Consider the following 25,666-nt stretch of genomic DNA (forward strand, 5'->3'; position numbering starts at 1 on the left):
CGGCGGGGGCGGGCGCGGGGGTCTCGGCAGGCGCGGGCGCGGCGGGCGCGGCCTCGGCGGCGGGCGCCGGGGCCTCGGCAGGGGCACCCGTACCGTCGTCGATGATCGCCAGCTCGGCGCCGACCTCGACGGTCTCGTCCTCGGCGACCTTGATGGCGGCCAGAACACCGGAGGCGGGCGACGGGATCTCGGTGTCGACCTTGTCGGTGGACACCTCCAGCAACGGCTCGTCGGCCTCGACGCGCTCGCCCTCGGCCTTCAGCCAGCGGGTGACGGTGCCCTCGGTGACGCTCTCACCGAGCGCCGGAAGGGTTACGGAAACCGGCATGGTTTCTGTTGCTCCTAACAGTGGGTCTCCCCAGCTCCGGCGAAGCGCGGGCGTGGGGAAGTGCGGAAGTGGTCGCGGCCCGAAGGCTCAGTCGTGGGCGTGCAGCGGCTTGCCGGCGAGCGCCAGGTGCGCCTCGCCCAGCGCCTCGTTCTGCGTCGGGTGGGCGTGGATGAGCTGCGCCACCTCGGCGGGCAGCGCCTCCCAGTTGTAGATCAGCTGAGCCTCGCCGATCTGCTCGCCCATCCGGTCGCCGACCATGTGCACGCCGACGACGGCACCGTCCTTGACCTGCACGAGCTTGATCTCGCCCTGCGTCTTGAGGATCTTGCTCTTGCCGTTGCCGCCCAGGTTGTACTTCAGGGCGACGACCTTGTCCGCACCGTAGATCTCCTTGGCCTTGGCCTCGGTGATGCCCACGGAGGCGACCTCGGGGTGGCAGTACGTCACCCGGGGCACACCGTCGTAGTCGATCGGGACGGTCGTCAGACCGGCCAGCCGCTCCGCCACCAGGATGCCCTCGCCGAAGCCGACGTGCGCGAGCTGGAGGGTCGGGACCAGGTCGCCGACCGCGGAGACGGTGGGCACGTTCGTCCGCATGTACTCGTCCACGAGGACATAGCCGCGGTCCATCGCGACACCCTGCTCCTCGTAGCCCAGACCGGCGGAGACCGGGCCGCGGCCGACGGCGACCAGCAGCACCTCGGCCTCGAAGGTCTTGCCGTCGGCGAGGGTCACCCGGACGCCGTCCTGGGTGTACTCGGCCTTCTCGAAGAAGGTGCCGAGGTTGAACTTGATGCCCCGCTTGCGGAAGGCCCGCTCCAGCAGCTTGGAGCTGTTCTCGTCCTCGACCGGGACGAGGTGCTTCATGCCCTCGATCACGGTGACCTCGGCGCCGAAGGAGCGCCAGGCGGAGGCGAACTCCACACCGATGACGCCGCCGCCGAGCACGATCGCGGACTGCGGGACGCGGTCCAGCTTCAGCGCGTGGTCGGAGGAGATGATCCGGTTGCCGTCGATCTCCAGGCCGGGCAGCGACTTCGGCACGGAACCGGTCGCCAGGAGGATGTGACGGCCCTCGATCCGGCGTCCGTTGACATCGACCGAGGTGGGGGAGGACAGCCGGCCCGCGCCCTCGATGACGGTGATCTTGCGCGAGGCGATCAGACCCTGGAGACCCTTGTACAGGCCCGAGATCACATCGTCCTTGTACTTGTGCACCGCGGCCACGTCGATGCCCTCGAACGTGGCGCGGACGCCGAACTGCTCCGACTCGCGCGCTTGGTCGGCGATCTCGCCGGCGTGCAGCAGCGCCTTGGTGGGGATGCAGCCGTAGTGCAGGCAGGTGCCGCCCAGCTTGTCCTTCTCGATCAGGGCGACGTCGAGTCCCAGCTGCGCCCCGCGCAGGGCCGCAGCGTAACCGCCGCTACCGCCGCCGAGGATCACTAGGTCGAAAACGGTGCTGGCGTCGTTCGCCACGTCACGTCCTCCATGCATGTGCGCCGGTCACCGGCTCCCCCCGTGCGCCGGGGCGACCGGCCTGTCGGCTGGTGTGCGGCCGATGTCTCGTCGGCCCTGTGGTGGGGGCCCTGTCCTGCCGAGAACCCATCTTCGCACTTGTTGCGGGAAGACGGGACGCGGGGCCGAGGTCTGACCGCGTCTGATCGATCACCCTCCGGGTTACCGGTGCGTAGAACCTCCCGACCCGTCCGGTGATTCCGGTCCCGGCCACCCGCCGCCCCGGTTTCGTCCAGAGCGAACGGGCGGCGCGGTACGGAGACGCGTACGGCCCCGGGCGAGGGCCCGGGGCCGTACGAACGTACCGTCGCCGGCGTCAGCCGAGGTCGTCCTCGCCGAGCCGCTCCGCCAGCCGGACCAGCGTGCGCACCGAGGAACCGGTGCCGCCCTTCGGGGTGTAGCCGTAGGGCGCGCCCTCGTGGAACGCCGGGCCCGCGATGTCGAGGTGGGCCCACGTGATGCCCTCGCCGACGAACTCCTGCAGGAAGAGTCCGGCGACCAGACCGCCGCCCATCCGCTCGCCCATGTTGGCGATGTCGGCGGTCGGCGAGTCCATGCCCTTGCGCAGCTCGGCCGGGAGCGGCATCGGCCACGACTGCTCGCCGACCTGCTCCGCGGTCTCGTGCACGGCGGTACGGAACGCGTCGTCGTTGGCCATCACACCGAAGGTGCGGTTGCCGAGCGCCAGGACCATGGCACCGGTCAGCGTCGCCACGTCGACGATCGCGTCCGGCTTCTCCTCGGACGCCTTCCACAGCGCGTCCGCCAGCACCAGCCGGCCCTCGGCGTCCGTGTTGAGCACCTCGACGGTCTTGCCGCTGTACATCCGCAGGACGTCACCCGGGCGGGTGGCCGAGCCCGACGGCATGTTCTCGGCGAGCGCCAGCCAGCCGGTGACGTTCACCGGCAGCCCGAGCCGGGCCGCCGCGACGACGGCCGCGAACACGGCGGCGGCGCCGCTCATGTCGCATTTCATCGTCTCGTTGTGCCCGGCCGGCTTGAGGGAGATGCCGCCCGAGTCGTACGTGATGCCCTTGCCGACCAGCGCCAGGTGCTTGGCGTCCTTGTCGTGCGTGTAGGTCAGCTTCACCAGACGCGGCGGGTTGGCCGAACCCTGACCCACGCCCACGATCCCGCCGAAGCCGCCCTTGACCAGCGCCTTCTCGTCCAGGATCTGGACCTTGATGCCATGCTCCTTGCCCGCGGCGCTCGCCACCGCCGCGAACGCCTCGGGGGTGAGGTCGTTCGGCGGGGTGTTGATCAGGTCGCGGGCCCGGTTGATCTCCTCGGTGAGCGCGAGGGCGCGCTCGGCGGCGGCCTTGAACGCCTTGTCGCGCGGCTTGGTGCCGAGCAGGGCGACCTCGGCGAGCGGGCCCTTGCCGCTGCCCTTGGTGTCGCCGCCGCCCTGGTAGGCGGTGAAGGCGTAGGCGCCCAGCAGGGCGCCCTCGGCGATCGCGGACGCGTCCTCCGGCGAGGCGATCGGCAGGGCGAACGCGGCCTTCTTCGCCCCGGTCAGGGCGCGGGCGGCGGTGCCGGCCGCGCGGCGCAGCGCCTCGGCGCCGTACGTACCGTCCTTCTCCGGCGCGGCACCGAGGCCGACGGCGAGGACGAGGGGGGCCTTCAGCCCGGCGGGCGACGGGAGCTTGGTCGCCTCGCCCTCGGCGCCGGAGGCGCCGAGGGTGTCCAGGACGGAGGCGAGCTTGCCCTCGAACGCCGTGTCCACGGCCTCGGCGCCCGGCGCGATCACCGGGCCCTTGGCGCCCTTCGCGATACCGACGACCACGGCGTCGGCGCGCAGCGTCGCTGCGCCGGCAGTGCTGAGAGTGAGTGCAGTCACGGTGCTGATGTCTCGCTTCCGTTAGTTCCAGGGCCGTTGACGGCCACGCGACGGCGGCGGGACGCGCGGGCGTCCCGTGCGGACAGAGCCTACGCGCGCTCGCGCCCATCCCTCACGGCCCCTACCGCTCCGCTGCGCGGCCACCCCGGGCGCGCGATGCCCCGGAGGGCGTCTGCGGCCGTGCGCCCGCGCCCAGTTGGCGCTTTTTCGCGCAGTTCCCCGCGCCCCCAAAACCTCCGCAGCATCGCCGCAGCGGGAGCGGTACCCCGGAGATCCAGGGGCGCGGGGAACTGCGCGAACAGCCCGCCACCGGGCCGCAGGCCGGGAACCACCTGTGGACGCCGGACGAGTCCGGCAGGCCAGGGCCGGGAAGCTCCGGTAGCACGGGGACCGGGAGCCCCCGGGGTCACGGGGCCAGGGTCAGGGCTACGAGGGTGGCCGTGGCGGCGGATTCGGCGACGCCGCCGAACACGTCGCCCGTCACCCCGCCGAACCGCCGCCGGCAGTGCCGCAGCAGCGACTCCGCCGCCACGAGCCCCACGAGCGCCGCCGCCGCGTACCGTACGGCCCCTTCCGCTTCCGCGCCGTGCGTCGCGGCGCCCGCGCCCGCGCAGAGCGCCACGGTCAGTACCACCGCCGCCAGCGCCGCGCGGCCGGGGACCGCGCCCGCCACCGCAGCCCCCAGGCCCTCGGGGCGGGCCGCGGGAACGCCCGCGCGGGACGCGGCCGTCAGTGCCAGCCGGGCGACGACCGCCGCGACGACCGTGCCCCCGGCGCCGTACCACCAGCCCCGTCCGTACAGCGACGCCACCGCCGCGATCTGCGCGAGCAGCACGAACAGCAGGGTGATCACGCCGAACGGCCCGATGTCCGACCGCTTCATGATCCGCAGCGCGTCCGCCGCCGGCTTGGCGCTGCCCAGTCCGTCGGCGGTGTCGGCGAGCCCGTCGAGATGCAGCCCCCGCGTGAGGACCGCGGGTACGGCGACCGAGCCGACGGCCGCGAGCGCCGCCCCCGACCCGGCGGCCCACAGCCCGCCGCCGACGACCGCCGCCGCGAGCCCCACGACCAGCCCGGCGACCGGCGCGCACAGCATTCCGGCGCGGGCGGCCGCCCGGTCCCAGCGGGTCAGCGGGACGGGCAGCACGGTCAGCGTGCCGAAGGCGAACCGCAGTCCGGTACCGAGTCCGGCGCGCGCGGGGGCGGGGGAGGGATCGTTCACCGGCGAAGGGTAGCCCACGGTCTAGATTGCCCCTGTAGCGGATGAAACGGGAGAAGTGTCTATGGGGCAGTGGTTCCACGACAACATCACCGAGCCGGGCAAACTGCCGATACTGCTCGCCCTGGCCGCCTTCGTCGTGACCTTCCTGGTGACCCGGACCGTGACCCGGCTGATCCGCGCGGGCCGGGGCCCGTTCCGGAACATCGCCCCCGGCGGGCTCCATATCCACCATGTCGTCCCCGGGGTGATCCTCACCGTGATCGGCGGCTTCGGGGCGGTCGGCAGCGGGCGTTACGGCTGGGGCGCCGCGCTCTTCGCCGTCGTCTTCGGGATCGGCGCGGGTCTGGTGCTGGACGAGTTCGCGCTCATCGTCCATCTCGCCGACGTCTACTGGACCGAGGAGGGCCGCCGCAGTGTGGAGGTCGTCGTGCTGGCGACGGCGCTCGCCCTGCTGGTCATCGGCGGTTTCTCACCGCTCGGTGTGGACTCCCTCAGCGCCGACGAGCGGCAGGACCGGGCCGCGGTGGTCTCGACCGTCGTCCTCAATCTGCTGCTCGTGGTGGTCGTCCTGGTCAAGGGCAAGCCGAGGATGGCGCTGATCGGGGTGCTGATCCCGTTCGTCGCGCTCTTCGGGGCGGTACGGCTGGCCCGGCCCGGGTCGCCGTGGGCGCGGCGGTTCTACGGCGGGCGGCACCGGGCGCGGGCGCGGGCCGCGCTGCGCTCGTACCATCACGACCGCCGCTGGGACGGGCCCCGGCGGCGGTTTCAGGATCTGATCGGCGGTACGCCGGACCCGGAGGGCCCGGAGGACCCGGACCGTTCCCGCGATTCCCGAGATTCCCGCGATTCCCGCGACGACTGAACCCGGTTCCGGCTCCGGTTCCGTCGCACGTCCGCCGCCGCGCAGAGCGCCAGCGCCGCCGCGATCGCCGCCAGATGCTCCTTGCCCGCCAGATTCGGCTTCACGGCCACCTCGACGGCCATCACCACGACCACCAGCGCGCCGGTCCACCACGCCCGCAGCCGCCGGCAGACCACCACCGCGAGCCCGACGACCGCCGCCGAAGGGCCGGTGTCCACGACCCGGGCGTCCGCATCCGGCAGTCCCAGCGGCCCCAGCGGCCCGTCGGGTCCGAGCGCGACGCCCAGCCGGGCGTACAACGTCCCGGCGAGGGTGCAGACATAGGCGACCAGCAGGGTACGGATCCGGCCAAGACAGATCTCCGCGACGCCGAAGACCAGCAGGATCTGCGCGAGCGCGCCCCAGACCGGCAGATCGAGCGCGGGCACGAACAGCGACAGCGGGGTCCGGAGAAGCGCCTCCCACCAGGGGTCCTCGGCCCGTACGGCGCCGAGCGCGCGGACCGGACCGTATCCCCACCCCTGGTGCTGGACGAGATGCAGGGCGGCGGTCAGCGCGACCGCGCCGAGCGTCAGCGGCACCGCCCGCCACCCGTGCGCGGAGAGGGCCCGCCGGACCCGCCCGTACAGCGGCCCCCACTCGCGCCGGACCCCTCCACCGATTCCGCGGTACGGAGCCGTCACCGGCCACCCGCCAACCGCCCGCGGCGCAGCCACCCCGGCCGGCCCGGCGCCTCCAGGAACCCCTCGGCGCGGGCCGCGGCCAGCCCGATGCGCGGCAGGTCGGCGCTCTTCTCGAAGAGCAGGAAACGGGGCTCCCAGATCGGGCGGTACTTGGCGTTGGCGCGGTACAGGGACTCGATCTGCCACCACCGCGAGAAGAACGTCAGCAGCGACCGCCACAGCCGCAGCACCGGGCCCGCGCCCAGCCGTGAGCCGCGTTCGAAGACCGAACGGAACATCGCGAAGTTCAGCGACACCTGGACCACCCCGATCTCCCCGGCGCGCCGCAGCAGTTCGATGACCATGAACTCCATCAGCCCGTTGTCGGAACCCCGGTCGCGGCGCATCAGATCGAGGGAGAGCCCCTTCGGACCCCAGGGGACGAAGCTGAGCAGCGCCCGGAGTTCCCCGTGCGCGTCGGTGCACTCCAGCATCACGCACCGGCCGTCGGCCGGGTCCCCGAGACGGCCGAGCGCCATCGAGAAGCCGCGTTCCGTGGCGCCGTCGCGCCAGTCGTCGGCGCGCCGCAGCAGGACGTCCAGCTCGGGGCGGGGAATCTCCTCGTGGCGCCGGATCCGGACCTGGTATCCGGCGCGCCGTACCCGGTTGTACGCCTGGCGGACCGTACGCATCGCCCGGCCGTCCAGGGTGAAGTCGGCGGTCTCGACGATGGCCTCGTCGCCCAGTTCCAGCGCGTCGAGACCGTGCCGGGCGTAGATCGTCCCGGCCTCCTCGCCCGCGCCCATCACCGCGGGGATCCAGCCGTGCTCCCGGGCCTGCGCCAGCCAGGGGGTGATCGCGCCCGGCCAGGCTTCCGGGTCGCCGATCGGATCGCCCGACGCCAGACAGACCCCGCCGACCACCCGGTACGCCACGGCCGCCTTGCCGGTCGGCGACCAGACGACGCTCTTCTCCCGGCGCAGGGCGAAGTAGCCCAGGGAGTCGCGCTCCCCCTGGCGGCGCAGCAGTTCGCGCAGCCGCCGTTCGTCGTCCTCGTCGATCGGGTCGACCGCGCGCCGTGAGCGGAAGGCCGCGTACAGCACTCCGAGGAGCAGCAGCGTCGACATCACGTTGATCGTCACATCGACCCAGCCGGGGGTGTCGATGGTCGGGTGGAGGGAGTCGTCGGCGGCCAGGGACACCAGCCGTAGCGCCCCGTACCGCCAGCGCTCCCCGAAGGTCGACGGGCCGGTGGCGGTGTTGGTCGCGGTCACCAGGAGCGCGGCGAGCAGCGATGTCACCAGCAGCCCGCCGCCGGCGACGGCCGCGGCCAGCTTCGGATTGGACCGGTCGCCCTTGGCGTAGAACTCCCGCCGCCCCACCAGCAGCGCGGCCAGGAACACGGCGGTCAGCGCGAAGGAGACCCAGTTCTGGGCGTGCGATCTGATGTCCGGGGCCTGGGCCAGCGCCAGCGCGAAGAGCAGCAGGAAGGCCCCGGCCAGGACCAGGTTCAGGATCCAGGCCGCCCGTTTCCGGCGGCGCATGGTGATCGCCAGGAAGAGCGTGAAGACACCGGAGGCGAAACCGGCCGTGAGCAGATAGGGGGTGAAGTAGTCGTCGACGTTGTGCCGCCGGATGTCCTGGCCGAAGGAGACCCAGACGGCGCTCAGGAAGTTGACGAACGTGACCGCGCGCAGGTACCAGAGCGCGAAGGTCCGGCCCCGGCGGGCGTAGGCGGCCCGGTGGGCGCCGGCGGCGGATCCCTGCGTATCGCTGTCGCTGGACAAGCGGACCTCTCCCATGAAACGCGATCATATGGGGCATCGCGGACATGGTGGGTCAGGGTGCGGCCGTCGTCGTGGTCGACGGCGCCGGCCGCACCCCGTTACGTCACTCCTGGTCCTTGTGCTTCTCCTCTGCCGGCCCGGAAGCCGGCTCCGACTGCGACTGCGACTGCGACTGCGACTCCGGGTCCGGGTGCTCCGGCTCCGGACGCTCCGGCAGCTCCGCCAGCAGCGCCGCGGCGGCCTGGACGAGGGGAAGAGCGAGCAATGCCCCGGTTCCTTCCCCTACGGAGACGCCCTGTTCGAGTATCGGGTTGAGCGCCATCCGGTCCAGCGCCTTCGCCTGACCCGGCTCGCCCGTCAGCTGACCCGCCAGCCACCAGTCCGGCGCCCGGAACGCGGCCCGCTGTCCGACCAGCGCGCACGCCGCGGAGACGACCCCGTCGAGGACGACCGGGGTACGGCGCACCGAGCACTGGAGCAGGAACCCCGTCATCGCCGCGATATCGGCGCCGCCCACGGCCGTCAGCAGCTCCAACTGGTCGCCCAGGACGGGCCGGGCCCGGCGCAGCGCGTCCCGGATCGCCGCGCACTTGCGCATCCACGCCAGATCGTCGATGCCCGCGCCGCCGCGGCCGGTCACCACCGAGGCGTCCGTACCGCAGAGCGCGGCGATCAACACGGCGGCGGGTGTCGTCCCGCCGACGCTCAGATCACCGAGGACGATCAGATCCGTACCGGCGTCGGCCTCCTCGTCCGCGATCGCCATACCCAGCCGTACGGCCGCGTCCGCCTCGTCCGGGGTGAGCGCGTCCTCGACGTCGATCCGCCCGCTGCCCCGGCGGACCCGGTGCCGGACGACCTCGTCCGGCAGCAGCCCGGGGTCGCAGTCGAGCCCCGCGTCCACGACCCGGACCGGCACACCCGTACGGCGGGCCAGCACCGCGACCGGGCTCGCGCCCTCCAGTACGTTCTCCACCAGCCGGTACGCATCCCCGGCGGCGCGCCCGGACACCCCGAGCCCGGCGACGCCGTGGTCCCCGGCGAACAGCACCACCTTCGGCCGCTCGATCACCCGCGGCGGCGAGACCCCCTGCGCGGTGCCCAGCCACGCACCCAGCTCGTCCAGCCGCCCGAGCGCCTCGGGGGCGACGGGGAGACGGGCGCGGTGGTCCTCGGCGGTCTGGCGCAAGGCGCCGTCGGCGCGGCCGATCAGTTCGGAGAAGTCATCGAGATTCACCCTGCTCATTCGCCGAACAGTACCGGGCGCCTCCCGCTGTGGGTCCACGGTTCCAGGGGCCCGCGCCCCGGGGTCCCAAGCCCCTTGAGTTTCGACTGCGGCCCGTGGGTGGCTTGTCGCGCAGTTCCCCGCGCCCCTGGATACCGTGGTCCACGCCCTTCGCAAGGCGAGGAAACCGCGCCGCGCACGCGGGCCGGCGGGGGACCCGGGGGAGGTCACACGGGCCCGCCCCGGAGGGGGAGCGGCTGGCCGCACACCACGAGGAGCACGTGCTCGCACTCCGCCGCCACCGCGGCGTTCACCCGGCCCAGCTCGTCCCGGAACCGCCGCCCCGCCGCCGTCGCCGGTACCACCCCCGCGCCGACCTCGTTCGTCACCGCTACCACCATCCGCGGGGTCTCCCGTACCGCCAGGACCAGTTCGGCGACCCGCTTCCGCAGGGCCTCCGCGCCGCCCGCCGCCCAAGTCGCGTCGTCCCACGCCCCGACCCGGTCCATCGCGTCGGTCAGCCACAGGGACAGGCAGTCGATCAGCAGCGGCGGGCCCGGCTCGGTGAGCAGCGGCACCAGGTCGCAGGTCTCCTCCGTGCGCCAGGAACCGGGGCGCCGGTCCCGGTGGAGCCGTACCCGCTCCGCCCAATCGGTGTCCTCGCCGCGCGTCCCGCCCGTGGCCACGTACACCACGTCGGGGAACGCCTCCAGACGCCGCTCCGCCTCCACGGACTTGCCGGAGCGCGCGCCCCCGGTGACCAGGGTGCGCCGGGGCACGTCGGGGACCGCGTGGTACTCGCCCACCAGCAGGGTCGATCCGTCGGGCACCGCCCGCGCCCCCGCCGCCGTGAGCCTGCGGTCGAGTTCGGGCCCGCCGGGCACGTCGTGGTCGAGATGGACGGCGATCACATCGGTCGTCGGACCGACCGCCCCGACCGCCCGCAGCCGGGCGATCGCGTCGGGCCGGCCCACGACGTCCGCGACCACCATGTCGTACGGCGCGGTGCGCTCCGTCAGCCCCGCGGGCGCCCCGCCCGGCGGGAGGTACAGCAGCCGGTCGCCCGCGGGCGACGTCACCTCGTACCCCGTACCGGGGTGGTCCATCGGCACCGCCCGGACCCGGTGCCCGCTGATCAGCGTCAGAACCCGCCCGTCCGGCACCCGCCCCGCCGCGGGCAGCCCCGCCGGGAGGTCCACGGCCGGCCCGTCGTGCGGATGGGTCAGCAGCACCTGGCGCACCCCCGTGAGGGAGTGCCCCGCGCGGGCCGCGGCGAGCGCGGCGCCCGGGGTGAGATCGAGCAGCAGCGCCCCGTCGACGAGGAGCGCGGTCGCGGCACGGGCCCGCGACCCCCGGGCCAGGGCGCAGACCGCGCACGGACAGTCGGACCGGGGCAGTCCGGCGGGCGCGCCGGTGCCGAGCAGAGTCAGTTCCACGTCTTGATCCTCCCGCGTCCCCGGCGCTGTTGCGCGCCCGGCTACGCTGCGGGCAGGACGGAGATCACCTACAGCCCTCCGGAGGCGGACATGGCATGGACGTGGCGGTTCGAGAAGTCCGACGGTACGCAGGTCCCGCCCGCGGTGGAACCCGAGGAGTTCACCACCCAGGGTGACGCCGAGTCATGGCTCGGGGAAAACTGGAAGGAGCTGCGCGCGGGCGGCGCCGACCAGGTCGTCCTGCGGGAGGACACCACGGTGATCTACGGCCCGATGAGCCTGGACGCCCCCGAGTAGTCCCGTAGTCCCGCCCGGTACGCGCCGGGCGCGGTGGCCCCAGAGCCCGCCGCGCCCGCGCGTCGGTTCTCGCCGCGTCAGATCTCGCCGAGGGTGACCTGCGCGGTCCGCCGCTCCCCGTTCCTGGTGTACGCCACGACGACCTTCTGGCCCGGCCGGGCCGAGGCCAGCGCCTCCGCCAGCGATGTGATCGTGGTGATCTGCGTGGATCCCAGCCGGGTGATGATGTCCCCGGGCCGCAGCCCCGCGTCGTCGGCGGGCCCCGGCTTCTCCACTTCCACGACCGCCGTCCCGGACGGCTGGTAGTTGTCGTCGAGCACGGTCCGCGCGGTGATCCCGAGCGCGGCCCGCCCCGAGTCGGTGACCCGCCCGGTGGTGATGATCTGGTCGGCGACCGTCTTCACCATGGACGACGGGATGGCGAACCCGATGCCCGGCGCGGCACTGTTGCCCAGATCGGGGTCGGTCGCCGCGAGGGTGGGGATCCCGATGATCCGGCTGTCGAGGTCGACCAGCGCGCCCCCGCTGTTGCCGGGGTTGATCGCCGCCGACGTCTGCACCATATTGCCGATGGTGGCGCCCGTACCGCCGCCCGACGAACTCTCGGTCACCGTCCTGCCGACCGCCGAGACGATGCCCTGTGTCACGCTGCCGGAGAGCCCGAGCGGCGAGCCCATCGCCAGCACGATCTGCCCGACCTGCACCTTCGAACTGTCACCGAAGACCGCGGCCTTGATGCCCGTCGGTACCCGGTCGAGCTTGAGGACCGCCAGATCCTGCTCGGGATAGGACGAGACGAGCTTCGCGGGGATCGGCTCCTCGCCCGTGGCGACGGTGATCGAGAAGGAGTCGGCGGAGTCGACGACGTGCGCGTTGGTGATCAGATGGCCCTTGTCGTCGTAGACGACACCGGAGCCGAGGCTGTCACCCGCCTCGATCTGGACGACCGACGGGAGGACGTCCGCGATGACGTTCTGGTAGTCCGTCTGGAGGTCGTTGAGGGCCCTCGGGGCGGCGACGGCCCGGGTCGAACTCGTCGGCGCCGCGTCGGGCCCGGACTCCTGCCCGCACCCGGTGGCCAGCGCGCCGACGGCGGCCAGGGATATCGCCGCCGTCAGCGCCGTGAGGGGACGGTACGAGGGTCGGGCGCGGGCCCGCGTACCGTCGTGGCGTGCGGCCCCCCACCGGCGGCGGAGCCCCCGGGCGCGGGCGGTGGGGAGGGGACGGTGGCGGCGGGAGCTGGGTGCGTCGTCCATGTCTCGGAGTCTCCCCGCCACCCGCCCGCGTCGGCCTGTTGTACGCCTCCGATCAGGTGGCCGCGCCCCGCCGCACCCTCCGCCGCGCACCTGCCGAGCCCACCGCCGCAGCCCTGCCGCGGTCCCCCTCAGCCCACCGCGGCCTCCGACTCGCCCCGGGAGCCGTCACCGGCGCCCCCGTCCGCATCGTCCGCCGCGCCCCCGGGCCTCGGCAGCAACGGGTCCGAGGCGAGGAACTGGGTCGCCGCCAGCTCCCCGTACAGCGGGTCCGACGCCACCAGCTCGCGATGGGTCCCCACCGCGCGGACCTCGCCCGCGTCCATCACGACGATCCGGTCGGCCAGCGTCACCGTCGACAGCCGGTGCGCCACCACCAGCACCGTCACCTCCCGGGCCACCTCCGCCACCACGTCCCGCAGCGCCATCTCGTTGACCGCGTCGAGCTGCGACGTCGCCTCGTCGAGCAGCAGCAGCCGGGGGCGCCGCAGCAGGGCCCGCGCGATGGCCACCCGCTGGCGCTCACCGCCCGACAGCTTGGAACCCCGGTGCCCGACGACGGTGTCGAGACCGTCCGGCAGCCGGTCGACGAGCCGGTCGAGCCGGGACCGTACGAGCACCTCCCGGATGTCCTCGTCGGAGACGTCCGGCGCGGCGAACACGAGGTTCTCGCGGAGGGTGCCCGCCAGCACGGGCGCGTCCTGCTCCACATAGCCGATGGACGCCCGCAGCTCCGCCAGGGACCACTCCCGGACGTCCCGGCCGTCGACCAGGACCCGGCCGCCATCGGCCTCGTAGAACCGTTCGATCAGTCCGAAGACGGTGGTCTTGCCCGCGCCGGACGGTCCGACGAAGGCGGTCATCCCGGCGCCCGGCACGGAGAACGTGACCCCGTGGTGGACCGGGGGGAGATCCTCGCGGTAGGCGAACCGTACGTCCTGGAACTCGACGGTCGCGGCCCGGCCCACCGGGCCCGGGACCGTACCGGCCGCCGGACCTGGGTCCTCCGTCTCCAGCCGTTCGGCCTGCACGATCCGGGAGATGGCCGCCGCGCCCACCTGGTACTCCGTCGCCGCGCCCACCAGCGACGAGATCGGCTCGGTCAGATAGAAGAGATAGAGCAGGAAGGCGACGAGCGTGGAGACCGGGATCTCCCCGGACGCCACCCGCGCGCCGCCGACGCCGAGGACGGCGAGGAACGACACCTGGACGGCGAGCCCGATCGAGGTATGGGCCACCGCCTCCCACTTCGACGATCGTACGCCGTACCGCCAGGCGGTCTCCGCCGCCCGGTACACCACCGCGGTCTCCCGGTCCTCCGCCCCGGACGCCTTGATGGTGCGGAACGCGCCGAAGGCCCGCTCCAGCACCGTGGAGATCTCGCCGACCGCCTCCTGGGACTTCTCCGCCGCCTTGGAGATCTGCGGCATGACCAGGGCGACGGCCCCGCCGATCAGCACGATCACTGCGAGGGTCACCCCCAGCAGGACCGGGTCCATGAAGGCCATCAGGGCGATGGTGGCGACAAAGGTGATACTGCCGGTCACGGCGGCGACCACGGACCGGGTCGTGACCGCCTTGAGCAGGGTGGTGTCCGAGGTGACCCGGGACATCAGATCACCGGGCTGGGTCTTCTCGACCTCCGTCAGCCGCAGCCGCAGCAGCCGTCCGATGAGGCTGCGGCGCGCGGACAGGACCACGGACTCGGAGGTGCGGTCGAGGATGTACGCGCCCACCGCGTCGATCGCGGTACCGATCAGCACCAGGGCCGTGAGCGCCACCAGCACCCCGGCGATCGACGCGTCCGAGCCCAGCCGGTCGACCAGGGTCTTGGCGGCCAGCGGCTGGGCCAGCCCGGCGGCGGCCCCGGCCAGGGCGCACAGCGCGCCGAGCGCCACGATCCAGCGGTGCGGACGGAAATGCCCGTACAGCGCCCGCCAGGTCTCCCCGGCGCTCAGCCGGGGCGCGGTGGTGGATTCGGTGCCGCCGTCAGCGGGCGGGTGACGGGCGGATTCATCATTTCGGGCGGTCTTGTCGCTGCTCACACGTCGGGGGACGCGGAAACCCCCGGCCGTGCCTTACCGGGGGGCGCGTGTCGCGCGTCACGGAGTGGTGAAGAAGTACGAACCGGAGCCCGTGGCACTCGGGGGCCGTGGCTCGTGGGACCCGGGGGCTCGTGGGACCCGGGAGCCGGTGCGCCCGGGTCCGGACGCGCCCGGGTGGGGACGCGCCCGCTTTCCGTCCCGTACGCCGTGGAGACGCGACGCGGCCGGGCTCAGCCCCGTACGCCGCAGAGGTGCAACAGGGCCGCGGTCCGCCGGTACGGATCGGTCCGACCGGCCCGGTCCTCGGCCGCCAGCAGCCGCCTGACCTGCGGAGTGTCAAGCCGCGGCGCGTCCGGGCGGTCACCGTGGACCACCGGGAGACGGGCGTCGTCGGCCCATTCGCTGAAGACCTGCACGCCGTACCAGACATGCAGGGGAGCCGCGATTCCGGCGAGGGTGGAGGTGAGCACCGCCAGGCGTTCAGCCCGCGGGGGGAGGCCGGTGCGCTCGTCGGTGTAGGCCGTCGCCTCCGGCTCCAGCGCCGCCAGTGCCTCCGCCCAGTCCCCGGCGAGCCCGGGACCGAAGGCGAGCCCGTCGGCGTTCCGGACGACGAGGGAGAGCAGTCCGCCGGGTGCCAGGACCCGGGCGAGGCCCGCGAGCACGGCGTCGGGCTCCGGGGAGCTCATCAGCACCCCGTGGCAGAGCACCACGTCGAAGCTGCCCGGCGCGAAGTGGACCCCGGTCTCCCGGCCGTCGCCCTCCAGCAGCCTGACCCGCTCCTGGATCCCGGCGGGCTCGGCCGCCAGCGCCTCCTGGGCGGCCCGCAGCAGCCCCGGGTCCGCCTCCAGACCGGTGATGGCGTGCCCGGCGCGCGCCAGCCGCAGGGCCTGGACGCCCCGCCCCATGCCGACGTCGAGGATCCGCAGCCGCTGCCCCACCGGGTAGCGGGCCACGATCTGCTCGTCCAGCTGGCGGGCGAGCAGCTCCTGGCGGACGGCCTCCCGCAGCACGGCGGGCGGCACCGGGACCCCGGTCACGGCATCGCCGAAGGCGCCGTCGGCACCCACAGGCGATGCCCCGACGGCGTCCGCGGCCTGACCGCTCAGGGTCGCTCTCCCCGCTTGACCTGCGGCTTCGGCAGACGCAGCCGACGCATCTGAAGAGTCCGCATCAGCCCGTAGGCCACGGCGCCCCGCTTGGGCTCGTCGGGGAAGCGCTCGCGCAGCTGCTTCTTCAGCCGCAGTCCGAGGCCCACCGAGTCGATGACGATCATGACGATCACACCGAGCCAGAGCAGCAGGGCGACGGTCTGGAGCTGACCGACGCGGATCATGCTCAGGATCAGGATCACGACCGCCATCGGGAGGAAGAACTCCGCGATGCAGAAGCGGGAGTCCACGAAATCGCGGACGAAGCGACGGACGGGACCCTTGTCACGGGCGGGCAGATACCGCTCGTCACCACTGGCCAGAGCCTCGCGCTGACGCGCGAGCTCCGTCCGCCGGGTCTCCCGCGCACGCTTCATGGCCGCCTTGCGGTCCTTCGGCTGTGTGGCGGCGCGACGGCGCTGGCTCTGCGCGTCGCTCCGCTTCGGGGTCGGACGGCCCTTCGGGGCCTGCGGATCGCGGTTCTGGGGGGAGTCGGCCGCCGTCACCTGCTGGGCGGGAGCCTTCTCTGTCTTGGCACGGCTACGGAACACAGGACCCAAGGGTACGGGGTGGCGTGCATGGACCCAACGCCGGAGGGGAACGAAACGGCAACACCGTACGTGAGTACCGGGTGGAGGCCGTGCCGACATCGGCACCGGGACGGCCCGTATCGCAACGGACGGAAGCGGGGCGGATGCCGGGAGCGACGGGCGGCGGGAGGGGCGGAAGGGCACCGGCACGAGGTGCCCGCACGGCCCGCCGGAGGGCACCCCACCGGGGCGACCCTGACCCTCGTCTACTCCTTGCGCCGGATCATAAGCCGTACGCAGTCGTCCTTGGGGAGGAGCGCATCCGCGCTCGAACAGTGCGGTAATGGATGCAGGGCCCGTACTGTGGGTTCTGTTGGAGTGCTGGAGCTGAAGTCCGTCAGAAGGGGGCGCGCGAAGCCCATGAGCGGTGTCATGAAGCGTATGGGGATGATCTTCCGCGCGAAGGCGAACAAGGCCCTTGACAGGGCCGAGGACCCGCGCGAGACCCTCGATTACTCGTACCAGAAGCAGCTGGAGCTGCTTCAGAAGGTGCGCCGCGGGGTCGCCGACGTGGCGACCTCCCGTAAGCGGCTGGAGCTGCAGCTGAACCAGCTGCAGGGCCAGTCCACCAAGCTGGAGGACCAGGGCCGCAAGGCGCTGGCGCTCGGCCGCGAGGACCTGGCGCGCGAGGCGCTGTCCCGGCGCGCCGCCCTCCAGCAGCAGGTCAGCGATCTGGAGACGCAGCACAGCACGCTCCAGGGCGAGGAGGAGAAGCTCACCCTCGCCGCCCAGCGTCTCCAGGCCAAGGTCGACGCCTTCCGCACGAAGAAGGAGACCATCAAGGCCACCTACACGGCAGCCCAGGCCCAGACCCGGATCGGCGAGGCGTTCTCCGGCATCTCCGAGGAGATGGGCGACGTCGGACTGGCGATCCAGCGGGCCGAGGACAAGACGGCCCAGCTCCAGGCCCGCGCCGGGGCGATCGACGAGCTGCTCGCCTCGGGCGCGCTCGACGACCCGTCCGGCATGGCGAAGGACGACATCGCGGCCGAGCTCGACCGGATCTCCGGAGGCACCGATGTGGAGCTGGAGCTCCAGCGCATGAAGGCCGAACTGGCCGGCGGCACCGGCTCGAACCAGCAGGCCATCGAAGGCGGCAACGGCTCCACGCAGGACGGCCGCCCGGACTTCAACAAGCACTGACGGCACCACCCGTACCGGCACCGGCCGGGGAGACCCGGCCGGGGGCGCACCGAGAGCAGAGGGGCTCGTCATGATCGTCAGGATCATGGGGGAGGGCCAAATGAGGCTGGCGGACAGCCACTTCGCCGAACTCAACAAACTCGACGACGAACTGCTCGTCGAGCTGGAGGAGGGCGACGAGGACGGCTTCCGCCGGACCTACGGCGCCCTGCTCACCCGGGTACGGGAGCTGGGGGAGCCCCTGCCGGACGATTCCCTGGAGCCGTCCGAGCTGATCCTCCCGGCCCCCGGGGCCACCCTGGAGGAAGTCCGCGAGATGTTCGGCGACTGGGGTTTCATCCCCGGCTGACCGGCTGACCGCCTGACCGGCTTACGGTCTGACCGGCCGGCCCTCCGCCCGCTCTCCACCGCGCCGCCGCGGCAGCGCACTCCAACGATCCGCCCCGCCCGCCGGACACCCCGGCGGGCGGGGCGGCGCGCGTTCCGGTCCGCCCCGCCCGTTGAAGTCGCCGGTGCAGTCGGGAGCGGGCGTCGCGCGCCGTGGCGTAGGCGATACGTCCGATCGGACTCCGGCGCCCCCGGCACGCCGTACCGTTGCTTGTCGTGACCACCCTCACCACCGGATTCGACCGCACGCGGTGCTGGCTCCGTGAGCACCCGACGGCCCTCGACGGAACCATCGCGGCCCTCGCCTTCGTCGCCATGGTCGTGGGTTCGTTCGTCGATCCGTACGGCTACGGCGAGCACGGCCCCCGGATGCGGGTCGGCGCCCCCGACCCGCGCAGTCTGGCGCTGATGTGCCTGGCCTCCGCCGCGCTGGTGCACCGCCGCCGCAACCCTTCGGGCGCCCTGCTGTTCACCGGGGCGCTGGCCGTGATCGAACTCGTCTACGGGGAACGGCCGGCGCCGGTCGCCATGGCCGCCGTGATCGCCCTGTACACCGTGGCCTCCCGAACCGACCGGGCCACCACTTGGCGGGTCGGCCTGCTCACGATGACGGTGCTGACCGGCGCCGCGATGTGGTTCGGCACCACCCCCTGGTACACCCAGGAGAACCTCGCCATCTTCGCCTGGACCGGGATGGCCGCCGCGGCCGGTGACGCGGTGCGCAGCCGCCGCGACTTCGTGGACGCGATCCGGGAACGGGCCGAACGCGCCGAACGCACCCGCGAGGAGGAGGCCCGCCGCCGGGTCGCCGAGGAGCGGCTGCGGATCGCCCGCGACCTCCACGACGTGGTCGCCCACCACATCGCCCTGGTCAATGTGCAGGCCGGGGTCGCGGCCCATGTCATGGACAAGCGTCCGGACCAGGCGAAGGAGGCGCTGGCCCATGTCCGGGAGGCCAGCCGCTCGGCGCTGAACGAACTGCGGGCCACCGTCGGACTGCTGCGCCAGTCCGGCGACCCGGAGGCCCCCACGAAACCGGCGCCCGGACTCGACGTCCTCGACGAACTGGTCACCACCTTCCGGCAGGCCGGGCTCCCCGTGGAGGTGGCCAGGGCCGACGAGGGCACCCCCCGGCCCGCCGCCGTCGACCTGGCCGCGTACCGGATCATCCAGGAGGCGCTGACCAATGTCCGCAAGCACGCGGGACCGAACGCCCGGGCGGAGGTCAGTGTGATCCGGGTGGGGTCGACGCTGGAGGTCACGGTCCTCGACAACGGGGTCTGCGGCCGGGTCCCGCCCCCGGCCCCCGAGGGGCGTACGGCCGACACCGCGGGTCCCGCGGCCCCCGACGGCGGTACGAAGGGCCCGGACGGCGCCCGGAAGCCGGAGACCGGGGCCGCGCCCGACGCCGCGGGCCCCGACGGCTCCCCGCCCCACGAGATCGGCGGCACCGGCCATGGGCTGCTCGGCATGCGGGAACGCGTCGGCGCCCTCGGCGGACGGCTCACCACCGGACCCCGGTACGGCGGCGGCTTCCGGGTCCAGGCGATACTGCCCCTCACCGCGCGTACGAGGGAGGGCGGATGAGTATCCGGGTCCTGCTCGTCGACGACCAGGCGCTGCTGCGCAGCGCCTTCCGGGTCCTGGTGGACTCCGAACCGGACATGACCGTCGTCGGGGAGGCCGCCGACGGCGCCGAGGGCGTCGAACTGGCCCGCGCCGAGAAGCCCGACGTCGTCCTGATGGACATCCGGATGCCCGGCACGGACGGTCTCGCCGCCACCCGGCTGATCACCGCCGACCCCGAACTGGACGGCGTACGGGTGGTGATGCTGACCACCTTCGAGGTGGACGAGTACGTGGTCCAGTCGCTGCGCGCCGGGGCGTCCGGCTTCCTCGGCAAGGGCGCCGAGCCCGATGAACTCCTCAACGCCATCAGGATCGCCGCCGCCGGCGAGGCGCTGCTGTCCCCGGTCGCCACCAAGGGGCTGATCGCCAAGTTCCTGGCCCAGGGCGGGGCGGACGACGGCGACCCCGAGCCGTACTCGGACCGGCTGGACGCGCTCACCGGACGGGAACGGGAGGTCCTCGTCCTGGTCGCGGGCGGCCACTCCAACGACGAGATCGCCGAACGGCTGGCGGTCAGCCCGCTGACCGTCAAGACCCATGTGAACCGGGCCATGGCCAAGCTGGGCGCCCGCGACCGCGCCCAACTCGTCGTCATCGCCTACGAGTCGGGGCTGGTCCGTCCGAGGGTGGAGTGATTTCCGGCCCGCCTACTCCCATCGCGGTATGCGCGGGATAAAGAACGGGACCTGGGGGCGACGGGTCCGCCCTCCGGGTGGCTGATCGTATAAGCGGGCCTCAGCCGCTCCGGAAGCCCTCGGATGCCGACCCCGGGGGCGGGCCCCTAAGGAGACTCGAACCCCATGTCCTGGCTGTCCAGATTTAGTCTGAAACAGCGCGCCCTCGTCGGGCTGATGTCGATCGTGGCACTCGTCTTCGGCGCCATCGCGATACCCCAGATCAAACAGCAGCTCCTCCCCACCATCGAGCTGCCGGTGGTGTCGGTGCTCGCGACCTACCCGGGCGCGTCGCCCGACGTCGTCGAGAAGCAGGTCGTCGAACCCCTCGAAAGCTCCATCGAGGCCGTCGACGGCATCAAGGGCATCACCGCCACGGCGAGTGAGGGCAATGCCGTGCTCTCCGCCGGCTTCGACTACGGCGACGGCGGCCAGCAGCTCGTCGCCGACGTCCAGCAGGCGGTGAACCGGGCCCGGGCCCAGCTGCCGCAGGGCGTCGACCCCGAGGTGTTCGCCGGATCCACCGACGACATCCCGGCCGTCGTCCTCGCCGTCAGCTCCGACAAGGACCAGCAGGCGCTCGCCGACCAGCTGGACCGTGTCGTCCTCCCGGCGATCGACGACATCGACGGGGTGGGCCAGGTCTCCGTCGACGGCGTCCGCGACCTGGAGGTCACCGTCACCCCCGACGAGGCGAAGCTCGCCGCGGCCGGACTGACGACCCGGATCCTCGCCGACGCGCTGCGGGCGGGCGGCGCCACCGTACCGGCGGGCTCCTTCGAGGAGGACGGCAAGAGCCGTACCGTCCAGGTGGGCGCCGGATTCACCGATCTGAAGCAGATCGAGGAGCTGCGGATCCCCCGGGCCAAGGGCGGCCCGGTCCGGGTCGGCGACTTCGCGAAGGTCGCCCAGACCCCGGCCCCCGCCGACGCCCTGACCCGGACCAACGGCAAGTCGAGCCTCGCGGTCTACGTCTTCATGGACAACGACGGCAGCGCCGTCGCCATCTCCGACGCGGTCAAGGACGAGCTGCCCGACCTCCGGCGCGACCTGGGCTCCGGAGCCGAGGTCACCGTCGTCTCCGACCAGGGCCCGGCGGTCTCCAAGGCGATCTCGGGACTCACCACGGAAGGCGCGCTCGGCCTGCTCTTCGCGGTGATCGTGATCCTGGTCTTCCTGGCGTCCCTGCGCTCGACCCTGGTGACGGCGGTCTCCATCCCGCTCTCCGTGGTGCTGGCGCTGATCGTCCTGTGGAGCCGGGGCCTCTCCCTCAACATGCTCACCCTCGGCGCCCTGACCATCGCCATCGGCCGGGTCGTCGACGACTCGATCGTGGTGCTGGAGAACATCAAACGTCATCTGGGGTACGGCGAGGAACGCCACAGCGCGATCGTCACCGCCGTCAAGGAGGTCGCGGGCGCGGTCACCTCCTCCACCCTGACCACGGTCGCCGTCTTCCTGCCGATCAGCTTCGCCGGCGGCATGATCGGCGAACTGTTCGGCTCCTTCTCCCTCACCATCACGGCGGCGCTGCTGGCGTCCCTGCTGGTCTCCCTCACCGTCGTCCCCGTGCTGTCGTTCTGGTTCCTGCGCGCCCCCAAGGACGTACGGGAGCTCGACCCGGACGCGGCCCGGCGGGTCGCGGAGGAGAAGGAGGAGCGCAGCCGGCTCCAGCGGTCGTACGTCCCGGTCCTGCGGTTCGCCACCCGCCGCCGGATCACCAGTGTCGTGCTGGCCTTCGTCGTCCTCGCCGGCACCTTCGGCATGGCGGGGCTGCTGAAGACCAACTTCTTCGACCAGGGCGAGCAGGAGGTCATGTCGCTCCGTCAGGAGCTGCCCGCCGGGACCGGTCTGGCGGCGTCCGACGCCGCGGCGAAGAAGGTCGAGCAGGTACTGGAGGGCATTGACGAACTGGAGAGCTACCAGGTCACCGTCGGTTCCGCCGGCTTCCTGGCGGCCTTCGGCGGCTCCACCGGCGTCAACCAGGCGTCGTACCAGATGACCCTCAAGGACGGCGGCGACTACGACAAGGTCCGCGACCGGATCGACGCCGAGCTGGCGAAGCTCGACGGCATCGGCGACACCACCGTCGCCGCGGGCGACGGCTTCGGCAACCAGGACCTGAGCGTCGTGGTGAAGGCCGCCGACCCCGCCGTCCTCAAGACGGCGTCCGAGGCGGTACGCAAGGAGATCGCCGGTCTCGACGACGTCACCGACGTCCAGAGCGATCTCGCGCAGTCCATCCCCCGGATCTCCGTCACCGCCAAGCCCGAGGCCGCCGCCGCGGGCTTCAACGACGCGGCGCTCGGCGCGGCCGTCCTCCAGGCCGTCCGGGGCACCATCGCCGCCAAGGCGATCATCGGCGACACCGAGCGCGATGTCGTGGTCGCCTCGGCGCGGCCCGCGAAGACCATCGCCGAGCTGCGGGAACTGTCGCTGGGCCCGGTCAGGCTCGGGAAGATCGCGGACGTCCGGCTGGCGCCCGCGCCGGTCTCCATGACCCGTATCGACGGCGCCCGGGCCGCCACCATCACCGCCAAGCCGACCGGTGACAACACCGGGGCGGTCAGCTCGGACCTCCAGTCCAAGCTGAAGAAGCTGGATCTGCCGGAGGGCGCCACGGCCGCCATCGGCGGCGTCTCCGAGGACCAGGACGAGGCGTTCGCGTCCCTCGGCCTCGCGATGATGGCGGCGATCGCGCTCGTCTTCATCCTGCTGGTCGCGACCTTCAGGTCGCTGGTGCAGCCGCTGATCCTGCTGGTCTCCATCCCGTTCGCGGCGACCGGCGCGATCGGTCTGCTGGTCGCGACGGACACCCCGATGGGCGTACCGGCGCTGATCGGCATGCTGATGCTGATCGGCATCGTGGTCACCAACGCGATCGTGCTGATCGACCTGATCAACCAGTACCGCAAGCAGGGCCTCGGGGTCGTCGAGTCCGTCGTCGAGGGCGGCCGGCACCGACTGCGCCCGATCCTGATGACGGCCCTGGCGACGATCTTCGCCCTGCTGCCGATGGCCCTGGGCGTCACCGGCGAAGGCGGCTTCATCGCCAAGCCGCTGGCGGTCGTGGTGATCGGCGGTCTGCTCTCCTCGACCGTCCTCACCCTGCTGCTCGTCCCGACCCTGTACACGATGGTCGAGCTGCGCAAGGAGCGGCGCGCGGCGAAGAAGGCCGCGAAGCGCGCGAAGAAGTCGGGCGGGACACCGCCGGCCGGTGAGTCCGGTGAGTCCGGTGAGTCCGGTGAAGAAGGCCGGAGCCCGCTGAACGCGTAGGCCTGTCGCAGAACCTGTCGCCGGTCCTTTCGCGGGCCCTTCGCAGGTCTTCCGCGGGTCCATTCGGGAGCCCGCTCGCACCTCGTGCGAGCGGGCTCCCCGCGTCCGGTCCGGCCGCCACCGAGGGCACGGCGCCCGGAAAGTGGCTAAAGCGCAAAAAACTATGGTTTGTACGTCACGATATGAGCATGACGGAGTACGTGCTCATCCCCGGCGCCGACGGCCGGGCCTGGTACTGGCACCGCGTCGTGCCCGAACTGCGCGCCCGGGGACACGAGGCCATCGCCGTCGATCTGCCCGAGGACCCGTCGGCGGGGCTCGCCGACTACACGGAGGCCGTGATCGACCAGCTGGACTCCGCCCCCGGACGGCTGGTCGTGGTGGCCCAGTCGCTGGCCGGGTTCATCGCCCCGCTGGTCTGCGCGCGCATCCCGGTCGAGCGGATGATCCTGGTCAACGCGATGGTCCCGGCGGCGGGGGAGACCGCCGAACAGTGGTGGGCCAACACCGGGCACCCCGAGGCCCGCCGCGCGGCGGCGCTGCGCGACGGGCGGGACCCGGAGGCGCCCTTCGACCCGCTGGTGGACTTCTTCCACGACGTACCCCCCGAGATCACCGACGAGGCCCTGTCGATCGGCCCGCCCGGCGGGCCGTCGACGAGCTTCTTCGCCGACCCCTGGCCGCTCGACGGCTGGCCGGACGTGCCGACCCGTTTCCTCCAGGGACGGGACGACCGCTTCTTCCCGCTGGAGTTCCAGCGGAAGGTGGTCGCCGACCGGCTCGGCGTACCGGTGGAACCGCTGCCCGGCGGCCACCTGGTCGCCCTGGCCCGGCCCGAGCAGCTCACCGACTGGATCTGCGGCTGACGTCGGCAGCGGCGGCAGTGGCAGTGGTAGCGGCGTCGTCGGCGGCCCGCGCGCACAGCAGCGCGAGGGCCGAGCACAGGGTCGTCCCCGCCGCCAGGGGCCAGAGCGCCGACCCGCCACCCACCCCCATCAGCGGAGCCACCAGCGCCCCGGCCGCGCTCTGGGCCGTACCGAGCAGTGCCGACGCGGTTCCGGCCGCGTACGGCACCCGGGCGAGGGCCAGCGCCGCCGCGTTCGGGGTGACGAGCCCGAGCCCCGCGCAGATCACGGCCAGCGGCGGCAGGACGAGCGCCGCGGTCGGCCCGGCCGCCGCCGCGGCGACGGCGAGCAGCGCCGCCGACCCGGTGAGCATGAGCCGCAGCCCGGTCCGCAGCAGCCGCTCGGGCGCCACCCGCCCCACCAGCCGCGCCGACAGCAGACCGGCCGCCGCGGTGACGGCGGCGCCCGCCGCGAAGACCGCGGACATGCCCAGGGCGCCCGGCCCCAGGACCCGCCGGAGCAGGAAGGGCGCCCCCGCGATCCAGCAGAACAGCACGGCGAAGCCGAAGGCGAACGCGCCCGAGTAGCCGAGGTGCGCCCGGTCCCGCAGCACCTTCCGGGCCGACCTGCGGAACCCGGTGGCGCTGCCCGTGATCCGCCGCCCCGGCGGCAGCGTCTCCGGTACGCCGACGTGGACGGCGACCGCCACGACCGCCGCCACCCCCGCGAGCACCCAGAACACTCCCCGCCAGCCGAAGGACCCGAGGAGCGCGCCGCCCACCGGGGGCGCGACCACCGGCGCGAGACCGCCCAGGGTGACGAGCAGGCCGGTGAGCCGGGCGGCCCGCGCCCCGGTGAGGACATCGGCCACCACGGCCCGGCTGAGCACCACCCCGGCGGCGCCGCAGAACCCGGCCGCGAACCGGAACACGACCAGCCACGGCAGACCGGTCGCGAGCGCGCACAGGGCCGTCGAGACCGCGCAGCCCACCGCCCCCGCGAGCAGGGGGCGCCGCCGCCCGTAGCGGTCGGAGAGCGGACCGAAGACGAGATGGCCCACGACCATCCCCACCAGGAACGCGGTCAGGGTGAGCTGCACCCCGGACGCGTCGGTCCCCAGCTCGTCCGCCAGGGCGGGGAAGGCGGACAGATACATATCGGTGGACAGCGGACCGACGACACAGAGCAGTGCGAGCGCACCGGTCGACAGGGACATGACGCCACGACCTCCACAGGAAAAAGGGAAGGGGGAGGCAGGGCGGCTGAAAGAAGAAGGAACGAAACAGAAAAAAGGGGGAGACGCCGCGGCGGGCGGCGGGGAAGGCGGGGCGGCTCGAAGGCGGCACCCGCGCCGGATGTTCATACGGTAGCCCACGAGCGGTTTTCGTACGGTAGCCCACGAGCGGTTACGGGGAAACCACCGGGCGCCCCGGCCGGAGGTTCGGCCGGGGCGCCCGGGTCGGGTCGGCGGGGGTGACGCGGGGGTTACGGCCTGTCTCTTATAA

At 73.0% G+C, this 25,666-nt stretch carries 21 protein-coding genes; 8 read left to right on the forward strand and 13 right to left on the reverse strand.

What is annotated here, in order from left to right; genetic code table 11:
- From ACFXG1_RS28815 to ACFXG1_RS28830, 4 genes are all read right to left on the reverse strand, one after another.
- On the reverse strand, positions 1-328 hold a 328-nt coding region (locus ACFXG1_RS28815), incomplete at its 3' end, for a biotin/lipoyl-containing protein (RefSeq protein ID WP_384745182.1).
- An 87-nt stretch (positions 329-415) separates the two neighbouring features.
- On the reverse strand, positions 416-1,804 hold the full coding sequence (lpdA, locus tag ACFXG1_RS28820) for a dihydrolipoyl dehydrogenase (protein ID WP_384720998.1): 1,389 nt from the start codon (positions 1,802-1,804) through the stop codon (positions 416-418).
- A gap of 355 nt (positions 1,805-2,159) precedes the next feature.
- Positions 2,160-3,680 carry a leucyl aminopeptidase gene (locus ACFXG1_RS28825; protein WP_384745184.1) on the reverse strand — a complete coding sequence of 507 codons (1,521 nt, stop codon included), beginning with the start codon at positions 3,678-3,680 and terminating at the stop codon, positions 2,160-2,162.
- A gap of 406 nt (positions 3,681-4,086) precedes the next feature.
- Positions 4,087-4,902 (reverse strand): adenosylcobinamide-GDP ribazoletransferase, encoded by an 816-nt coding sequence (locus tag ACFXG1_RS28830; RefSeq protein WP_384715527.1) that lies wholly within the window; start codon positions 4,900-4,902, stop codon positions 4,087-4,089.
- Positions 4,903-4,963: 61 nt separating this feature from the next.
- Here ACFXG1_RS28830 and ACFXG1_RS28835 point away from each other — a divergent pair, with 61 nt between their 5' ends.
- Positions 4,964-5,764 (forward strand): hypothetical protein, encoded by an 801-nt coding sequence (locus tag ACFXG1_RS28835; protein ID WP_384715530.1) that lies wholly within the window; start codon positions 4,964-4,966, stop codon positions 5,762-5,764.
- Here ACFXG1_RS28835 and ACFXG1_RS28840 read toward each other — a convergent pair.
- The 4 genes from ACFXG1_RS28840 to ACFXG1_RS28855 form a co-directional block, all read right to left on the reverse strand.
- On the reverse strand, positions 5,668-6,447 hold the full coding sequence (locus tag ACFXG1_RS28840; RefSeq protein WP_384715533.1) for a hypothetical protein: 780 nt from the start codon (positions 6,445-6,447) through the stop codon (positions 5,668-5,670). The two genes, ACFXG1_RS28835 and ACFXG1_RS28840, sit on opposite strands and share 97 nt — an antisense overlap.
- Positions 6,444-8,228 (reverse strand): phosphatidylglycerol lysyltransferase domain-containing protein, encoded by a 1,785-nt coding sequence (locus ACFXG1_RS28845; protein ID WP_384715536.1) that lies wholly within the window; start codon positions 8,226-8,228, stop codon positions 6,444-6,446. The genes ACFXG1_RS28840 and ACFXG1_RS28845 overlap by 4 nt, the downstream gene beginning before the upstream one ends.
- An 88-nt stretch (positions 8,229-8,316) precedes the next feature.
- The gene (cobT, locus tag ACFXG1_RS28850) at positions 8,317-9,459 is read right to left on the reverse strand and encodes a nicotinate-nucleotide--dimethylbenzimidazole phosphoribosyltransferase (RefSeq protein ID WP_384715539.1); all 1,143 of its coding nucleotides are present in this window, start codon (positions 9,457-9,459) and stop codon (positions 8,317-8,319) included.
- A gap of 206 nt (positions 9,460-9,665) precedes the next feature.
- The gene (locus tag ACFXG1_RS28855) at positions 9,666-10,874 is read right to left on the reverse strand and encodes a bifunctional adenosylcobinamide kinase/adenosylcobinamide-phosphate guanylyltransferase (protein ID WP_384715542.1); all 1,209 of its coding nucleotides are present in this window, start codon (positions 10,872-10,874) and stop codon (positions 9,666-9,668) included.
- 90 nt (positions 10,875-10,964) lie between these two features.
- On the opposite strand from ACFXG1_RS28855, the gene ACFXG1_RS28860 reads away from it, so the two are divergent.
- Positions 10,965-11,171 (forward strand): hypothetical protein, encoded by a 207-nt coding sequence (locus tag ACFXG1_RS28860; RefSeq protein WP_384715545.1) that lies wholly within the window; start codon positions 10,965-10,967, stop codon positions 11,169-11,171.
- Positions 11,172-11,248: 77 nt separating this feature from the next.
- Here ACFXG1_RS28860 and ACFXG1_RS28865 read toward each other — a convergent pair whose 3' ends face one another.
- From ACFXG1_RS28865 to ACFXG1_RS28880, 4 genes are all read right to left on the reverse strand, one after another.
- Positions 11,249-12,427: a S1C family serine protease gene (locus ACFXG1_RS28865; protein WP_384745188.1), complete on the reverse strand. Its 1,179-nt coding sequence runs from the start codon at positions 12,425-12,427 to the stop codon at positions 11,249-11,251.
- A 128-nt stretch (positions 12,428-12,555) separates the two neighbouring features.
- Complete coding sequence (locus tag ACFXG1_RS28870) at positions 12,556-14,382, reverse strand: ABC transporter ATP-binding protein (RefSeq protein WP_384745199.1); 1,827 nt, start codon at positions 14,380-14,382, stop codon at positions 12,556-12,558.
- A 317-nt stretch (positions 14,383-14,699) separates the two neighbouring features.
- Positions 14,700-15,506 carry a class I SAM-dependent methyltransferase gene (locus tag ACFXG1_RS28875; RefSeq protein WP_384709766.1) on the reverse strand — a complete coding sequence of 269 codons (807 nt, stop codon included), beginning with the start codon at positions 15,504-15,506 and terminating at the stop codon, positions 14,700-14,702.
- Between the two features lie 65 nt (positions 15,507-15,571).
- Positions 15,572-16,168 (reverse strand): DUF3043 domain-containing protein, encoded by a 597-nt coding sequence (locus tag ACFXG1_RS28880; protein ID WP_384709706.1) that lies wholly within the window; start codon positions 16,166-16,168, stop codon positions 15,572-15,574.
- Positions 16,169-16,567: 399 nt separating this feature from the next.
- Here ACFXG1_RS28880 and ACFXG1_RS28885 point away from each other — a divergent pair, with 399 nt between their 5' ends.
- The 6 genes from ACFXG1_RS28885 (at position 16,568) to ACFXG1_RS28910 (ending at position 24,182) form a co-directional block, all read left to right on the forward strand.
- Entirely contained in the window at positions 16,568-17,350 is a 783-nt protein-coding gene (locus ACFXG1_RS28885; protein ID WP_384745190.1) for a PspA/IM30 family protein, read from the forward strand.
- A gap of 70 nt (positions 17,351-17,420) precedes the next feature.
- Complete coding sequence (locus tag ACFXG1_RS28890) at positions 17,421-17,699, forward strand: hypothetical protein (protein ID WP_384720085.1); 279 nt, start codon at positions 17,421-17,423, stop codon at positions 17,697-17,699.
- Positions 17,700-17,953: 254 nt separating this feature from the next.
- A complete protein-coding gene (locus ACFXG1_RS28895) occupies positions 17,954-19,324 on the forward strand; it encodes a sensor histidine kinase (RefSeq protein ID WP_384720087.1) in 1,371 nt (456 codons plus the stop codon).
- Entirely contained in the window at positions 19,321-20,001 is a 681-nt protein-coding gene (locus ACFXG1_RS28900) for a response regulator (protein WP_384720089.1), read from the forward strand. Before ACFXG1_RS28895 ends, ACFXG1_RS28900 begins: the two co-directional genes overlap by 4 nt.
- Before the next feature lie 165 nt (positions 20,002-20,166).
- A complete protein-coding gene (locus ACFXG1_RS28905) occupies positions 20,167-23,316 on the forward strand; it encodes an efflux RND transporter permease subunit (RefSeq protein ID WP_384745193.1) in 3,150 nt (1,049 codons plus the stop codon).
- 188 nt (positions 23,317-23,504) lie between these two features.
- The gene (locus ACFXG1_RS28910; RefSeq protein ID WP_384745195.1) at positions 23,505-24,182 is read left to right on the forward strand and encodes an alpha/beta fold hydrolase; all 678 of its coding nucleotides are present in this window, start codon (positions 23,505-23,507) and stop codon (positions 24,180-24,182) included.
- Here ACFXG1_RS28910 and ACFXG1_RS28915 read toward each other — a convergent pair.
- Complete coding sequence (locus ACFXG1_RS28915) at positions 24,160-25,377, reverse strand: multidrug effflux MFS transporter (protein ID WP_384745197.1); 1,218 nt, start codon at positions 25,375-25,377, stop codon at positions 24,160-24,162. The genes ACFXG1_RS28910 and ACFXG1_RS28915 overlap by 23 nt on opposite strands.
- Positions 25,378-25,666: the final 289 nt, after the last annotated feature.

It is taken from the genome of Streptomyces sp. NPDC059248, from assembly GCF_042753905.1.
Lineage (GTDB): Bacteria > Actinomycetota > Actinomycetes > Streptomycetales > Streptomycetaceae > Streptomyces.

Bases quoted from the DNA above. Each gene is read 5' to 3' on its own strand.
- ACFXG1_RS28905 (WP_384745193.1), top strand. From the start codon at position 20,167: ATGTCCTGGCTGTCCAGATTTAGTCTGAAACAGCGCGCCCTCGTCGGG.
- cobT (WP_384715539.1), bottom strand. From the start codon at position 9,459: ATGAGCAGGGTGAATCTCGATGACTTCTCCGAACTGATCGGCCGCGCC.
- ACFXG1_RS28900 (WP_384720089.1), top strand. From the start codon at position 19,321: ATGAGTATCCGGGTCCTGCTCGTCGACGACCAGGCGCTGCTGCGCAGC.
- ACFXG1_RS28860 (WP_384715545.1), top strand. From the start codon at position 10,965: ATGGCATGGACGTGGCGGTTCGAGAAGTCCGACGGTACGCAGGTCCCG.
- ACFXG1_RS28865 (WP_384745188.1), bottom strand. From the start codon at position 12,427: ATGGACGACGCACCCAGCTCCCGCCGCCACCGTCCCCTCCCCACCGCC.
- ACFXG1_RS28845 (WP_384715536.1), bottom strand. From the start codon at position 8,228: ATGGGAGAGGTCCGCTTGTCCAGCGACAGCGATACGCAGGGATCCGCC.
- ACFXG1_RS28890 (WP_384720085.1), top strand. From the start codon at position 17,421: ATGATCGTCAGGATCATGGGGGAGGGCCAAATGAGGCTGGCGGACAGC.
- ACFXG1_RS28835 (WP_384715530.1), top strand. From the start codon at position 4,964: ATGGGGCAGTGGTTCCACGACAACATCACCGAGCCGGGCAAACTGCCG.
- ACFXG1_RS28915 (WP_384745197.1), bottom strand. From the start codon at position 25,377: ATGTCCCTGTCGACCGGTGCGCTCGCACTGCTCTGTGTCGTCGGTCCG.
- ACFXG1_RS28910 (WP_384745195.1), top strand. From the start codon at position 23,505: ATGACGGAGTACGTGCTCATCCCCGGCGCCGACGGCCGGGCCTGGTAC.
- ACFXG1_RS28885 (WP_384745190.1), top strand. From the start codon at position 16,568: ATGAGCGGTGTCATGAAGCGTATGGGGATGATCTTCCGCGCGAAGGCG.